Raw genomic sequence first — 15,079 nt, 5'->3', positions numbered from 1 at the left:
TTATTCTGCCCAAGCAATCAGCCTTGGTTCATAGGGACTAGACAGGTATTGGTGTTTAGGCAATACCCGCAAAGACAAGCCTTGTAAACCAGAGGTGGTATATGTGATGTCTGCCGTGTAAATACTTAACCCATGTGTATCCTCTCCTTGGTAAGCCATCACCACGGGTATAGCGTTCACAATGTCACCATTGGCATCGATCGCACCTTGATATAGCTCCACTTGCACATCATCATTGGTCAAAGTTGCCAAATCAACTTTGGCTTTGACGGCAACAGTTTGATTAACTTCAATCTCTGAAACTGCTGATACGTCAATATCTTTGATTTTGATGTTGAACCAGTGTGCGCCCAGTTTTGTTTTCCAAGCAGCTAGTTCTTTAGCTGGGGCATAGTTATCAACTGTCAGGGTGTGATAGCGATCGCTAGCTGGGAAATAAGCCCGCCCGGCGTATTCTCCCACCATCCGGGCTGTATTAAAGAAGGGACAATTCAACCGAATTGCATCCTTCATTTTGGCAACCCACGGACGGGGCAAACCATCACTATCCCGGTGCTCATAAAATAAGGGTGCAACTTCCTTTTCCAGCAAATCATAGAAAGCATTTGCTTCTACTTCATCCTGGTAATTGGGATCTTCGTAATTCTCTCCATGTCCAATCGCCCAACCAGTGCGGACGTAATCAGCTTCATCCCACCAGCCATCTAGTACACTTAAATTCGGCAATCCGTTCATTGCTGCTTTCATACCACTAGTACCAGAGGCTTCCCGTGGACGACGCGGTGTGTTTAACCAGATGTCACAACCCGCTACCATCAACCGAGCAATGTGAATGTCGTAATTAGGAACAAACACTACCTGCTTTTCTAGGTGTTGTTCGTGGATGAAGTGATTGATATCGCGGATCAGTTCTTTACCCGGAATGTCCTTGGGGTGTGCTTTCCCAGCGATCACAAATTGTACTTTTCTGTCTTTGTTGCCCAGTAAAATCCGCTTGATGCGTTCTAAATCGCGCATCCAGAGGGTAGCACGTTTGTAGGTGGCAAAGCGTCGAGCAAAGCCAATAGTTAAAACGTAAGGATCTAAAACTTCTTGTGCTTGGACAATTTCTGAGGGGGAAGCACCGCGATCGCGCAAATGCTTAACCAAATGCTCCCGCACGTACAAAATCATGTCTAACCGACAGCGTTCGTGATTCCGCCACAACTCTTCATCGGGAATGGCTTCCATCCGCTCCCACAGTTGGCTATCTGGTGGTGCTGATGACCAATTGGGCCCTAAGTAGCGGTCATACAACTCTTGAGTTGATTTGGCGACACAACTACGAGCATGGACACCGTTGGTAATTGCGGCGATCGGCACTTCCTCTACTGGCACTTTTTGCCACAAGCCCTGAAACATTTGCCGGGACACTACACCATGTAGTTGTGCTACACCGTTAGAAAATGTCGCCATCTTCAGAGCCAGCACGGCCATACTGAAAGGCCCGGATAAATCACCTGTATTTTCACGCCCCAACCCTAAAAATTGCTCTTTGGGTAAGTCAAAGATATCTGCATAGTACCCCAGGTAGTACAAGATTTTGTCGGGAGCAAACAAGTCAATTCCTGCCGGTACTGGCGTGTGGGTGGTAAAAATATTACTAGAAGCCACCACTTGTTTGGCTTGGGCATAACTCAACCCATCTTCTTGGATCAAAAGACGGATACGCTCTAGCGCAGAGAAGGCTGCATGACCTTCATTCATGTGGTAGGCGGTAACTTTTAGCCCCAAAGCTTTGAGCATTTGTACGCCACCGATCCCCAGCATAATTTCCTGGTGGATACGCATGTCAATGTCGCCACCATATAGCTGATCTGTGATGTCGTTGTCGTAAGCTTTGTTGGGTTCAATGTTGGTGTCCATCAGATATAGCGGCACAGTTCCCACCTGTACGCGCCAAATCCTGGCGTACACCTTACGTCCTGGATAATCTACTGCAATCCGTAGTTCTGAACCATCGGGATTGCGCTCCAGATGTAGTGGCATATTATGGAAATCGTTAATTGGATAACGTTCCTGTTGCCAGCCATCGGCATTTAAGTACTGGGCAAAGTAGCCTTGCTGGTACAGTAAACCTACACCGACTAACGGTAGCCCCAAGTCACTGGCTGATTTGAGGTGATCCCCCGCTAGAACGCCCAAACCTCCAGAATAAACCGGCAAACAATCTACAAGTCCAAACTCAGCCGAAAAATATGCGTAGCATTCCTTTGGCGTCTGTCCTCGTTGTTTCTGATACCAGGTGCGCTCTTGCAAATAATCTTCTAGCTGACGGTCAGCTCGATCCATTTGCGCTAGGAAGCCTTCATCTTCGACAACTTCCAAAAGCCTTGCTTGACTGATAGTACCCAGCATTAAGACTGGATTATGACGGCTAGACTCCCACAGGTCGGGGTCTAAGCGGCGAAATAAATCTTTGCTTTCAACGTTCCAATCCCAGTGCAAGTTATGTGCCAGCCGCCGCAGCGGTTCGAGTCGCGGCGGAAGTGAAGGGGATACGTTGAATGTACGAATTGGCTGCATAGGTTGGCAAAACTCCAAGTTTAGCTAAGGTTATTGTTTACTGTCTTTACCAATGTTGCCAATTCTTTATACTGTGTTTGTGAGGATGCGATGACTTTGTTAAGCATTGATAATTATTCTTCTCCTCGTTGCTATAGTTTACACCAAGGGTGTTTGTAGTTCTATGCGTTCCCCTAAGTCCAATGCTCTCCATATTAAAATTTAATAATTTGATGACATTTATATATTTATAAGAAATCTGGATTTTTATACTGATAGAACTTACGCATTGACAAGAAATACCAAATATGAATCAAGGTTAAAAACCATATCTTTTCTAAGGGCACAGCAATGCTGTGCCCTTAGAGGTTGTTTGAAAAGTCTAATTTATTACTCACCGGGCGACTGGAAGTCGCGGCTACACAATCAAAACCCACTTCTGTGGGTTAAAAACCCTTGATTTTCATTAGTCCACGGAGGTGGACTTTGTTTGTGTAGTAGCGAATTCTATTCGCCTAATACTTTTCAAACATCCTCTTAGAGCCTGAGAGTATTAACAAGCGGTTTGACAAAAAAAAGCGATCGCCAACCGCTTGATATCAAAACTCAATCTTGCTTCAGTAAAATACATTACTAGCGTGGTATTTTATACACCCATCGAAGGCTGATCGTTGGTATTTTTTGGCAGACTCAGAGCCATAGCTGCTGCACTCGCAATCTCTGCTGCTATTTGGTAAGCAAGTTTGAGATTTGATGAAGCGTTTTTACCTTTCGCAGACTGAGAAGCTTTTTTTCGACGCGACTCTTGCTTAACATCACCTGTAACAACAGCTCGCTGCAAGATAATCCAGGCATCTAGGTCTTCTGAGTCATAGTTAGTTTGAATAAGCACTCGCATCTGATCTTCGGCTACAACGCTTAGATAGCCGGTGGTTAAAGCTTGTTGGACTATTTCTTTAATTAAAACCATAATTTAAACCAAGTTGACGAGTTGAAACCGATACCTGAATTTGGGCACTTGTATAGTTGTCTTGTAGACTTATCCGGGAAATTAAGATATATCTGGGTTTTCTCTGATATAAAATCTATAATGGGCAGTGTCAAGCACGCATCACCCGCTTGGCTCATCCGATCGGGTGATTTACAAATTGTCAAATATAAGTAATAAAACGTGGAAACTTTTACCTTTTTGGCTCTTTGATGATCAGGATGTGAAAAGTATCGTAAATATCATTTTGAGTGTAACGTGGAACCAATGAGTTCCTTACCTAAGCAACACTAAAAATATGGACAAAACGACCTAGAAAACCGTTACATCTAAATAGCTTTCACGCTTGATTTCTTCATCGGCTTTTAGCATGAGTTTTAGTAAATTATACGTAAGCGTTAACTGTATCCGGTTGTAATTTGACAAGCGATCGCCTTAATGGCTACCGATTATTGGTTTTATACAAATTTATCTGGGTTTTCACGTTTATACATTAATTGATAGGGTTAATGCAATAGTATATGTATTTTATTAGACAGTAATTAAGCTACAAAATATGATTTATGTATATTTTCTCTGTAAATATAAAATTAATTGATAATTGCGATCGCTCTAGTAATAAATTTATCCAAATATCTATTCTTTCTATATAAGCAATCTTAAAGTCAACTTAAGTTTTGAGAGTGATCCAATAAAAATAAAATGTGTTATTGTTAGAAACAACTATTATTAAAAGCCGTTCATGTAATTAAAAGCGTGATTGGGTTAGTCTGTAAATCATCAGTGTGCAACATGATTGGAGCAGCATACTCTAGAAATTCGTTGCAAGAAAGTCGTCATAGCAGTCGGGGAAGCGCTTACTTGTTTGCACCGATGGTTAACTTCAATGTGATGGCTGAAGTTGGAGATAATCCACCTTAATTAGGTTTTATTTAAGCAAAAACACCTATACAAATTCAATAATAATTACATTTTTATGCTAGGCAGCAATTTTTTTTGGTCTTTACAATAGTCTAGATAGATGTATTTTTGTTGAAAAATAGCTTGTTGAACTGAGTTGTTTTAAAAGAGTAAAACAGCCTGATAGTAATTACTATTAAGGCAAACAACTTTATAGCTAGTTGTGTAACAAGTTTTTCAAGTTTTACAAGAAAACGAAACAATAGCCTGTTTCAACCAGGAAAATTTCCCCTTTGACAATTTAATAGTCTAAGGTTTGACCTTGCAATCCACTATAGGATTCCTATTTGATTTTTGAAAAAACTGCGTACACCTTTAACTCCCTTCTTTCCCATTCCCTATCCCCTATCCCCCATTCCCTGTCTCTACAAGTCAGTTCACGAATCAAATCGGATTACTATAATATTGCTTTGTTAATTAGGTTTGGTCATAAAGAAGCAATATTGTTGCGTACTTTGCTATTAAGAACACTGGTGCGAAGGCTTCTGGCGCTTCAAGGAAATTCTGCATACCAATTGAGAGATTCCACAACGTTTAGGTTAGAGAATTGCTCATATAGTCAAACCTTGACTGTTTGGTTTTCTAAGTACTTAGGAACCCATCTAAACATCTTAGAAAGTTTTCCTCATCCTGCTAACTAAATTCAGAGTTTGAAGATATCAAGCAAACTGGTATTAGCAGAAATAAGGCTGTTTTTAGAACCATTGTTCAATCCTGCTAACAACAATTCATCGAGAGTCTGTAGGCATGAATAACAAGAACTATTCGTCACAATTGCAACGCTTGCGAGAAGTTTTATTAATCACTTTGTTAGGAGAAATTCCCACAATTGCCCTAGGTGTAAAGTTACGAAATTTGGGATATCGTAGTATTTTTAGTCGGATAGGCAGCCAAGTTTACATTCAGAATGGCGTAGAATTTATGGGGACTTCTTGTATTGAAATTAGCAATAGCGTATATATTTTCAAAGGTGTAAGGATAGATGGGAAAGGACACCAAAACAACAAAGTTTTTTTGGGAAATAGAGTCGCAATTGAGCGTAACGTTGATATAGGGTGTTTGGAAGATACTTGTATACATATTGGGGATGACACCTTCATCGGGCCAGACGTGTGTATTGAGGGCCCAGGAGACATCAAAATTGGTAAGCACTGTATGATTGCTGCCCACTCAGGAATATATGCCAATAATCACAATTTTGCAGATCCGATGGAGCCGATGAAATATCAAGGTGTCACTCGCAAGGGAATTGTGATTGAGGATGACTGCTGGCTAGGGCACGGAGTAACGGTATTAGATGGCGTTACCATTGGCAAAGGCAGTGTTATCGGTGCTGGAGCAGTTGTTAATAAAGATATTCCTCCCTTCTCCGTTGCTGTAGGTTTACCTGCACGAGTAATCAAAAATCGAATTAGTATGGTCTAGCAGCGATGTTTGATAACAAAATACTTTATATCCAGACTGGGAAACCTCTATCGTCATTCAACGTCACAAGAATAACTAGTCCACAACTCTTTGTTAAAGGCATCTACAATTCAGACAATACACAGCACCCATAGCCAAATACGCGGTAGAACCTTATGGGTTACTGTAAGATAGTTAACCAAGCTCACTCTTGAGCACAGTAAAGGGTTCTCCACTATCACCGGAGTCCTCCAAAAAAGGGACGAGATTTGGGTAATATAAAGGAGCTATCTTTTCTGCATGGCAGATACTGAGAGAAAGCTTTTTTCACACCCTTGGAGATATTTCTATGGTGACTTTAAAAATCGCTGTTTATATTGTTGTTGCCTTGTTTGTGGCTACTTTCGTCTTCGGATTTTTGTCGAACGACCCAGCTCGTAACCCAGGCCGCCGGGATGCGGAGTAAAAGAACGGTAAATAATCCGCGACTGCCGACCGAAGGTCGAAGCTCCTAAACGCCACGCGCTTGCTACCTTACTCCATAGGTTCTGTTTTGGAATATTAGGAAAACATTTCGCCTGTAACTGAACGCCAGATCCTACCATCCGAGTGTCTAAAACTCTTGGTGAGAGCAATGTAGTGGCTTAGGAAGCCCTTCAATCGCCCTTAGCAGCTTCGGTGAGGAAAAGTTTGGAGCAGCTTTTGCCGCTCCAGCTTATTTGCGAAATGCACTGTCCTCCTTCGAGTAGCTTGTTATAGGTAGGTAGAAGGCGAAAATCGGAAGGCAAAGTCTATAATTCATCCTTCCGGCGGCCATTTGGCTGTTTGTTAGCTCGATTGTGTTCAAGTATGCTTCATCCAGTTCTGCCGCCTGATCCGCCTCTCATCCGCGAACCTTTACAACTTGCAAATTCTGTATCATCTGCTAATGAGACCAAGTTTACCTCAGTTGTAGAAACCGAGACTGGGACAAAGCAGGAAAACAAGGACAAATCTAAGCAGCAAAAGGATTTGCCTCATTTAGCACCTGCAAGCGACACTGGGAGTTATCGGCGTTTGCCAACTCCTGTAAATGCAACTCAAGATAACTTGGTAGTTGCCGAAGTCCTATCTGCACCCAATACACCAGAAACCTTTCCACCAGAATTTTCACCTCTGACCACCTCTGAGAGTGCTGCGCTTTTGGGACAACCGCTGACAGTTGGTTATCCTATGCAGGAAATTAAAACCTCTAATCTTCATGAAGCCAGTAGCCCAGATGCGCTGCCAACTGATCCAATCGTCACCAACAGCAGGAAGTTATACCAGTCTAAAGCGCAAGTCTTAATTGAAAAATTAACTCAATCAAAACAGCAAAGTGATGCAACTGTACAACAGTCTCCCAGAAAAATCACTCTGTCTCAAGCTGTCGTCGATAATGCACCGAGTTCTCAATTAGTAAAAAATACTATAAAATTCAAGTCTCGCAGCCCGACAAACCAGCCCTCAACGCCGATTACCATAGAATTCAAGTCGGAGATCCAACAATCTCAAACTCCAGTTCCTGTACCGCAGAATGACGCTATCAATCAGCCACAAAATCAACCACCTGGTAGATCAGCACCTACTAACATACCAGCAACACCAAGAGTTGTAGAAGTAACATCAGATCGCCAGGAGTACGACGAGCAAAGACGAATTATCACAGCGCAAGGTAATGTAGTGGTGCGATTTGATGGGGCGGTTGTGGATGCCGATCGCTTGCAAGTAAATTTGGACAATTTGATTGCCGTGGGCGAAGGCAATGTAGCGTTGACAAGGGGAGATCAGGTATTGCGGGGACAACGCTTTACCTATAACTTTATTCAAGATAGTGGGGAACTGTACAATGGCGGGGGCGAAATTTACGTACCCACAACGCAAACAGATTTTGCTTTCTCGCCCACGGATGTGACTGCGGGTGGAGTACCAAGACGTCCACCAAGCGATCGCATTAGAGCCAATCAGCCCATTTCAGGTGTGAGCAGTCCTGGAGGCATTGACTTTGTACTAGGTGGTCAACCAGATGCTAGAAACGTCCCGCCACCAAAAGTAGGGGGGGTAGTGAATCGGCTCCGGTTTGAAGCTCAAAAAATTGACTTCTATCCGCGAGGTTGGCAAGCTAGGGATGTGCGGATCACCAATGACCCTTTTTCGCCTCCAGAACTAGAGATCCGGGCAGATAAAGTTACTGCAACTAGGGAAGCGCCCTTAGTAGACCGCATTACCACGCAGCGACAACGTTTAGTATTTGACCAAAATTTCACTGTACCAATTCCAGTGGATCAGCAAACCATCGATCGTCGGGAGCGGGAAGTTACCCCCGCAATCATCTCCCCCGGTTTTGATGGAGATAAGCGGGGTGGTTTGTTTGTTGAGCGTGGCTTTTCACTGATAGATACAGACCAAGCAAGCTTGACTATTACGCCTCAGTTTTTCGTGCAAAAACTTGTGCAAGAAGGCACTAGTGACTTAGCCGCGCTTTTGGGTGCGAAAACAAAGCTGAATGCTGTTTTGAGTCCAACAGCTACACTTCAGGGTTCTGGGGAATTAACTAGCTTTGACTTGAACAAGGTAGACGAGAACCTAAGAGCTAGTTTGCGATTGCGCCAGACATTAGGCGATCGCAACCCCCACATATTGAATCTGGAATATAGCTACCGCGATCGCCTTTACAATGGCACTCTAGGTTTTCAAACAGTCCAGAGTAGTCTTGGCGGCGTAATTGCTTCTCCAGTGATTCCTTTAGGTAACAGCGGTATTAACCTCAGTTATCAGGGAGGCGCTCAGTACATTGAAGCCAACACCGATCGCCTCGACTTGCTAGAACCAAATCGGGAAAATGATCGCATTTCATTAGGTCGTGTACAAGCCAGTGTTAGTCTCAATAGTGGGCTGTTGCTGTGGCAGGGAAAACCATTAGCACCAACCGCCACACAGGGATTACGATACACAGCCACTCCAGTTGTTCCTTATTTGCAAGCAGTTGCCGGTGTCACAGGTACGAGTAGCTATTACACCAATGGTGATAACCAAAGTACCCTCATTGGTACAATTGGCTTGGTAGGACAGATTGGTCATTTCTCCCGGCCGTATTTAGACTATACCGCCTTTAATATCAGCTATTCTCAAGGTTTCAACAATGGATTATCGCCCTTTCTGTTTGATCGCTCTGTTGATAACCAAGTGCTGAGCGCTGGGATCTCGCAGCAAATTTATGGGCCATTTCGCTTAGGGTTTCAGACATCAGTTAACTTAGATACAGGTAGAGAAAGCAGCACGGACTACTTTTTAGAATATAGCCGCCGTACCTATGGCATCACTTTGCGATACAATCCAGTGCTGGAATTAGGTGGCTTCATTATCCGCATTAGTGACTTTAACTGGAGTGGGGGCACAGATCCATTTTCTGAAGTTAAGCCAGTTGTGGGTGGTGTGCGACAGGAAAATTAATATGGGCTGGGGGTGCAGAAATTGCACGGAAATATTTGCTGTTCTACCTTCCCAGAGATTCAGGTAATAAATTGAACTGCACAGATACAAAGAATCTATGCGCTTGTTGTGACTATGTGGTTAGTTTCATCTTGGTCGTCCCAATGTTGTAATGTAGATAACTGCTTCATCTGTAGGGATACCCAAAACTTCATTTACTTGGTCATCAAAAAAACCACCGATACCACTGACGCCGATATTTAGGCGCATTGCAGCTAAATTCAGCCGTTGACCCAAATGACCAGCATCCATGTGTAAGTAACGGTAAACGCGATCGCCGTACTGGGCGATCGCTGATTTGAGATCAGCTGTATGAAATAGTACCGCTGCTGCATCCCGCCCTAATTCCTGCCCCAAGCAGAGGAAATGCAACTCTCGGCGGAAGTTTTTAAACCGAATTTGGCGCAACTCTTGGGCTTTGGGTGCGTAATAGTAACAACCTGCCTCCAGTCCTTTAACTCCGCAAACAGCAATAAATGTCTCTATTAAATTTAGGTCAAAATAATCTGGAGAAGTATCTAAACTTTGGTCAATATAATTTTGTGGTTGGTAGGTAAAATCAAGTAAAGACTTCAGTTCATCAAAGGTTAAATCATCACCATTATAAGCGCGGGTAGAACGTCGCTTGTACATGTTGATTTCCAGTTCTGCAAGCTTTTCTCCCCAGTACATCGGCATGGTAGCGGTGGGAATTTTCAGACAGAAAGGAAAATTGTATTTATCCTCTAAAGATTTTTCTTGTTTGACCGTTGGTAAATTGAGATTACCAGTTATACCTGGTTGAACCTGGGTGTGCTGATGAAAATATGTCAGCAATTCACCATCAGGGATTGGCGGATAATTGGTTTGGGTGACAGAAGGTAAAGCAGTACATCCCAGTGGCAGATTTTGTTTGATATCTAACAAGTCTGCCAGAGGTAGGACAGCGATCGCACCTTCCTGTTGCGGATCGACATAAAGCAGATCGTTTACCGATTCATCTACAAAACCACCAATTAAGTGGGGGCGATAATCAGTAATCGCACCAGCTAACTCGATATTACCCAGCAGGTGTCCTGTATCTAGAAAAATTCGGCGGTAAGCCCGATCTTCATAGCGCCACGCTGAACGATAAAAAACCGCAGTCACAATAATTGCCAACTGGGTGTTTTCTAGTGCGGGATGCCAGAAACAGGCTGCTTGTAAAGTTTGCCAAACATCACTTTCCCAATAATGCATCAGGGAATGAGTCCGACACTGGTAGTTATACAGTCCAGGTGGTAATAACGGCGTTCCACGGGAAACCACATATATTTCGGCAGGATATAACCCGCCTGCACTTGGTGCGGCTCGTAAATACACCGCACTTCCCATAGAAGGCATTTTTGCTGTTAGTCCATAACTGCGAAACAGCAGCTGCGATAATCTTTGCCACCATTGAGCATCTGGGTTATTAGTAAATGCCTTTGATTTTTCTTGGATATAAGGTTTGAGATCAAAAGTAGAGCCAATTTTGTACTCTTTAAAAGGCACTGGCTGCTTAGCCCAGTCTAACCTCTGATTTTTAGAGGCAAGAGTCTCAGGATCATACTTAGTACGTTCGTGATAATGCTGGGCAATTGATTGATATATTTCTGGCATAGTAATTTCAATATCCTTGGTATGTCCTTTTTTTTGATCTTGGCATTCATCAGCCTCATTATTTCGTCTTAATTAGTACAATCCTCAAACTCACAAAGTGGTAATTGGTAACGAATCAACTGGGAAGTGGGGGATTGGGGGAAAGTCCTTACCCTCTGCCCCTCTGCACCGGTTTTTGAGCGCTAGCGCTGAGTGTAGCCGAAGCGTAGCCCTTCTTCCTGTTCAGCGAAGACGTTTTTTCGCAGTACCATAAGCGCAAAGCTATCTCTCCACGGGTGGATTTGCAATGATGCCTGTACGTCAAACTTTATCAAAGCCTGATATCCAACTTTCTTATTTAGAGTGGAACCAAGGTAAAGAACCTTTACTACTGTTACACGGCTTAGGTGATCACGCCCTAGTGTGGTCTAGCTTGGGAGATTACCTGGCGGCAGATTACCACATAGTTGCGCCAGATATGCGTGGTCATGGCGAAAGTAGTAAGCCAATAAAAGATTATAGTTTTGAGAGTGCGATCGCAGATCTCGAAGCATTAATGGATCATCTGGGATGGTCTTTTGCCCATATTGTGAGTCACTCATGGACAGGTAAATTAGCTGCTATCTGGGCAAGGGAAAACCCAGAACGCTTGCGGAGTATAATTCTAGTCGATCCGATTTTCATTTGGAAGATGCCCAGCTTTCTGAGGGTAACTTTTCCAATGTTGTATCGCTTGTTACCTTTTCTTAAAAGTATGGGCCCGTTTGCCAGTCAAGAAGAAGCCGAACAACAAGCTCAGCAGTTAAAGCAATATCAGGGATGGAGTCTTTTACAAAAGCAAGTCTTTCAGGCAGGAATAGAACAAAAACCTGATGGTAGTTGGGGTAGCAAATTTACTTTTGCTGCCCGCGATCGCATTTTTGACGAAGTAATGCAAGTGCCTGGTTTGACAATTCCCCTTAACACCCCTGCCCTCTTTGTGCAGCCAGAACAAGGTTTGAACCGCCAAAATTGGCAACTCCAACCCTATAAAGCCTATCTGAAAAATTTACGCCTCTGCCAAGTTCCCGGCAATCACTGGCCCTTTTTGACGCAACCAGAAGCATTTAACCAGACTGTAGCAACTTTCTTGGCAGAACACAGGTGAGAAAAATCTCATTATTATTTGGACGGGATTATTGAACGGGAACAGAAGAATGAAGATGAGCGATGTCTAGCGACGCTATACGTCTACGCTCCTCTTCAAGTACGGATAAGCCAGTCATGAGCCTTTGTATCAATCCTGTTTGCCCTCAACCAAATCACCAAAATAATGATGAAAACCGCTTTTGTCTAAGTTGTGGTTCCCAGCTAGAGTTACTGGGGCGTTATCGGGTAATGCGTCTGTTAAATGAAGAAACAGGCTTTAGTAAAGTTTATGAGGCATACGAACAAGATACGCCCAAAATCCTCAAGGTACTCAAGGAGGAATTATCAAACAATGCTGAAGTTGTAGAACTATTTCAACAAGAGGTAACTGTACTGGAAAAGATGAATCATCCCAGCATTCCCCACCAGGGTAGTTACTTCCATTATCAAACCCGAAATGGTTTGGTGTTGCACTGCATTGCAATGGAAAAAATCGACGGCCCCAACTTAGAACAGTGGCTAAAGCAGCAACAAAATCACTCCATTTCCCAAGAACAAGCGATCGCCTGGTTAAAACAGTTGCTAGAAATTCTGGATTCCGTCCATAGCAAGCAGTACTTGCATCGAGATATTAAGCCATCTAACGTCATAATCCGCTCCTCCCATACCAAACAAAGTTGGGGAGAGCTTGTATTAATAGACTTTGGTACAGCCAGAAAAATAGCCAAATCATGCTCAACCCAACTCAGCAACTACAAAGATATGACAGCAATTATGTCATCCGGCTACAGTGCTCCAGAACAAATGAGCGGTGAAGCTGTGCCAGAATCAGATTTATTTGCTTTAGGACGCACTTTTGTATTTTTACTAACGGGATGCCATCCCTTGGATATGTACGATATCCACCACAATTTGTTGCACTGGCGGAATCATACTATTCGCATCTCACCTTTACTTTTGAATTTAATTGATTGGCTCATGGTATCGGATATAGAAAAACGTCCCGCCAATGCCCAGCAGATTTTGCATCATCTAGAAGAAATTGAGCGTCAATTAATAGCAAAAACTGCTGCAAATGTGAATTTAGTCGAGAGTCCAAAGTCTGAAAATTTAACTTTTCCAAGTACTAATAAAACTTTTATAACCCAACAACATAAATATCTGAAAAAAGTATCCGCAAGGGCACTTTTAACAGCACTTTTAGTAACTTTAGGATTAGTTAGTATTATGGCTTTAACGCTGTGGCACACAAAACTCTCTTCAACTTCAAAATATGGGCAATCTCCGATAAAAATAGGTAAGACTAATTATTTTCCTTATGAAAAAGGTAGGGATAGCCAGGGTAGAATTGCCAAATTTAACATAGCCATTTTATCGGTAGAATATAAATGGCTTTTAGGCAGCAGCTTTCAAATTAAATATAAGGATCAAATTATTAGCCTCGATCTTTTAAAATTGAATGTAGAAGAAGATATTCATAAAATAATGGAGGCTCCCAGTGAAATTATCTCTGTAGGCACTGCTTGTAAAGGTGATTTGGTGGTTGAACACCGTATGGCTTTGGAGCGTTCTAAACAATTACAACTTGTAGCTAAAAAATTATTTAGTAATAGCCCAAGTGTTAAGGGTTATCGCTTATTAAATCTTGGTCAATTTCAGCGTAGTGATTGCCAGGACAATCATGATTTAACCGCATATCAGCAAAGTATTATAATTATTGGTGTCAAACAAAAATCACCAAATGTAATTCTGGATGAAGCACTGCGGAATAGGTTAGAACAGAAGCCTTTTGCTGATTTTAGATTAGAAGATTATTCTTTGGGTTCGGCTGAAAAATTTAAAACAATACCAAGTAATTTGTAGTCTACATTTCATATATAGTAATCAGATTTGATTCGTGAACTGACTTGTAGAGATAGGGAATAGGGAATAGGGGATAGGGCATAGGGAATAGGGGATAGGGGATAGGAAAAAACGGAGTTAGAGGTGTACGCAGTTTTTTCAAAAACTAAATAGGAATCCTATAGAAAGCAGTAAATTGCTGCATCTACTCCCGTTATAGACATCGCAATTTTGGAATTGTTCACGCTCCCATCCCAGAATACCGTTTCAATCCCGCACGCCACAGTAAGCGATTCGCACCTAAAAATATTAATATCCAACCCACCATTGAGCAAAATCCTTGGGCTACATCCACAGGTAGCCCCACCAAAAGGCTCGCAGGGAAATCAATTAAATAGGGAAAAGGTGTAAATAGCACTATTGTCCGTATAGGTTCTGGAAAGACATTTAAAGGCGCAATAACTCCAGACAAAAACAGATAAAATAATAACCAGAAATTTTCTAAAGCGCTAGCCCGCTCCGTCCAAAAGGCGAACATAGCTAAAGTGTATTGAATTAGAAAGCGTAAAATAAAAGCTAGCACTACTGCCAATGTAAACAGGGGCCATTTTTCTAAACTTGGCACCCAAAGAGCTTGGGGATATAGTAAAAAAAACAATACAATTAGTAACAAGATAAACGGTATGCGAGCCACTCTTTCTGAAAGATGGGATGCCAGATGATGCCATACCGGATCTATCGGTTGTAACAATTTTGGTGAAAGCTTGCCTTCCACTACTTCCTTTTCAAAATCCCAAATTACCCAGGCGATTGTAATTTGCCTAACAACAAAAACTGTGAGAAAGTAACGAGCAAAATCCACAGGTGTTAAGCCAAATTTTCCACCTTGGGCTGCTTTTATCCAAATACCCATGAAGATAATTGGCAAAGACCCAGCCAAAACCCATAAAAGCAATTCTGCCCGATACTCAACAATATAGGCATAGTATACTGATAAGAAAGTTAGGGCTTTTTTAATCGTCCGTTTCATTTGATTTTTTGCCTTGGCCGCTTGTAAATCAGCGCTTTTTAGGGAATGAAACAGCTTTGCTAGAGAATACCCCG

The 15,079-nt window shown here is 42.5% G+C and carries 10 protein-coding genes; 6 read left to right on the top strand and 4 right to left on the bottom strand.

Features of this window, described 5'->3' with window-relative positions:
* Together glgP and IQ246_RS06060 are read right to left on the bottom strand one after the other, a co-directional pair.
* Complete coding sequence (gene glgP / locus IQ246_RS06065) at nt 1-2,565, bottom strand: alpha-glucan family phosphorylase (RefSeq protein WP_194001077.1); 2,565 nt, start codon at nt 2,563-2,565, stop codon at nt 1-3.
* A gap of 625 nt (nt 2,566-3,190) precedes the next feature.
* Nucleotides 3,191-3,514 (bottom strand): hypothetical protein, encoded by a 324-nt coding sequence (locus IQ246_RS06060; protein ID WP_194001076.1) that lies wholly within the window; start codon nt 3,512-3,514, stop codon nt 3,191-3,193.
* Between the two features lie 810 nt (nt 3,515-4,324).
* Here IQ246_RS06060 and IQ246_RS30795 point away from each other — a divergent pair.
* From IQ246_RS30795 to IQ246_RS06045, 4 genes are all read left to right on the top strand, one after another.
* Complete coding sequence (locus IQ246_RS30795; RefSeq protein WP_255515472.1) at nt 4,325-4,453, top strand: hypothetical protein; 129 nt, start codon at nt 4,325-4,327, stop codon at nt 4,451-4,453.
* 786 nt (nt 4,454-5,239) lie between these two features.
* Nucleotides 5,240-5,917 carry a DapH/DapD/GlmU-related protein gene (locus tag IQ246_RS06055; RefSeq protein ID WP_194001074.1) on the top strand — a complete coding sequence of 226 codons (678 nt, stop codon included), beginning with the start codon at nt 5,240-5,242 and terminating at the stop codon, nt 5,915-5,917.
* Nucleotides 5,918-6,245: 328 nt separating this feature from the next.
* Nucleotides 6,246-6,362: a photosystem II reaction center protein I gene (locus IQ246_RS06050; RefSeq protein WP_162394642.1), complete on the top strand. Its 117-nt coding sequence runs from the start codon at nt 6,246-6,248 to the stop codon at nt 6,360-6,362.
* A 383-nt stretch (nt 6,363-6,745) separates the two neighbouring features.
* Nucleotides 6,746-9,367 carry a DUF3769 domain-containing protein gene (locus IQ246_RS06045; RefSeq protein ID WP_194001072.1) on the top strand — a complete coding sequence of 874 codons (2,622 nt, stop codon included), beginning with the start codon at nt 6,746-6,748 and terminating at the stop codon, nt 9,365-9,367.
* Nucleotides 9,368-9,493: 126 nt separating this feature from the next.
* Here IQ246_RS06045 and IQ246_RS06040 read toward each other — a convergent pair whose 3' ends face one another.
* A complete protein-coding gene (locus IQ246_RS06040; RefSeq protein ID WP_194001070.1) occupies nt 9,494-11,026 on the bottom strand; it encodes a SagB/ThcOx family dehydrogenase in 1,533 nt (510 codons plus the stop codon).
* Between the two features lie 289 nt (nt 11,027-11,315).
* Between IQ246_RS06040 and IQ246_RS06035 the strand changes: the two genes are divergently transcribed.
* Nucleotides 11,316-12,152: an alpha/beta fold hydrolase gene (locus tag IQ246_RS06035; RefSeq protein WP_194001129.1), complete on the top strand. Its 837-nt coding sequence runs from the start codon at nt 11,316-11,318 to the stop codon at nt 12,150-12,152.
* A 116-nt stretch (nt 12,153-12,268) separates the two neighbouring features.
* A complete protein-coding gene (locus tag IQ246_RS06030; RefSeq protein WP_194001127.1) occupies nt 12,269-13,996 on the top strand; it encodes a serine/threonine-protein kinase in 1,728 nt (575 codons plus the stop codon).
* A gap of 220 nt (nt 13,997-14,216) precedes the next feature.
* Here the strand turns inward: IQ246_RS06030 and IQ246_RS06025 are convergent, their stop codons facing one another.
* Entirely contained in the window at nt 14,217-15,005 is a 789-nt protein-coding gene (locus tag IQ246_RS06025; protein ID WP_194001068.1) for an ABC-2 family transporter protein, read from the bottom strand.
* Nucleotides 15,006-15,079 lie beyond the last annotated feature (74 nt).

Source organism: aff. Roholtiella sp. LEGE 12411, assembly GCF_015206995.1.
Lineage (GTDB): Bacteria > Cyanobacteriota > Cyanobacteriia > Cyanobacteriales > Nostocaceae > Komarekiella.
The sequence above is the reverse complement of the archived record's forward strand: the minus strand, read 5'-3'. Positions and strand labels throughout refer to the sequence as shown.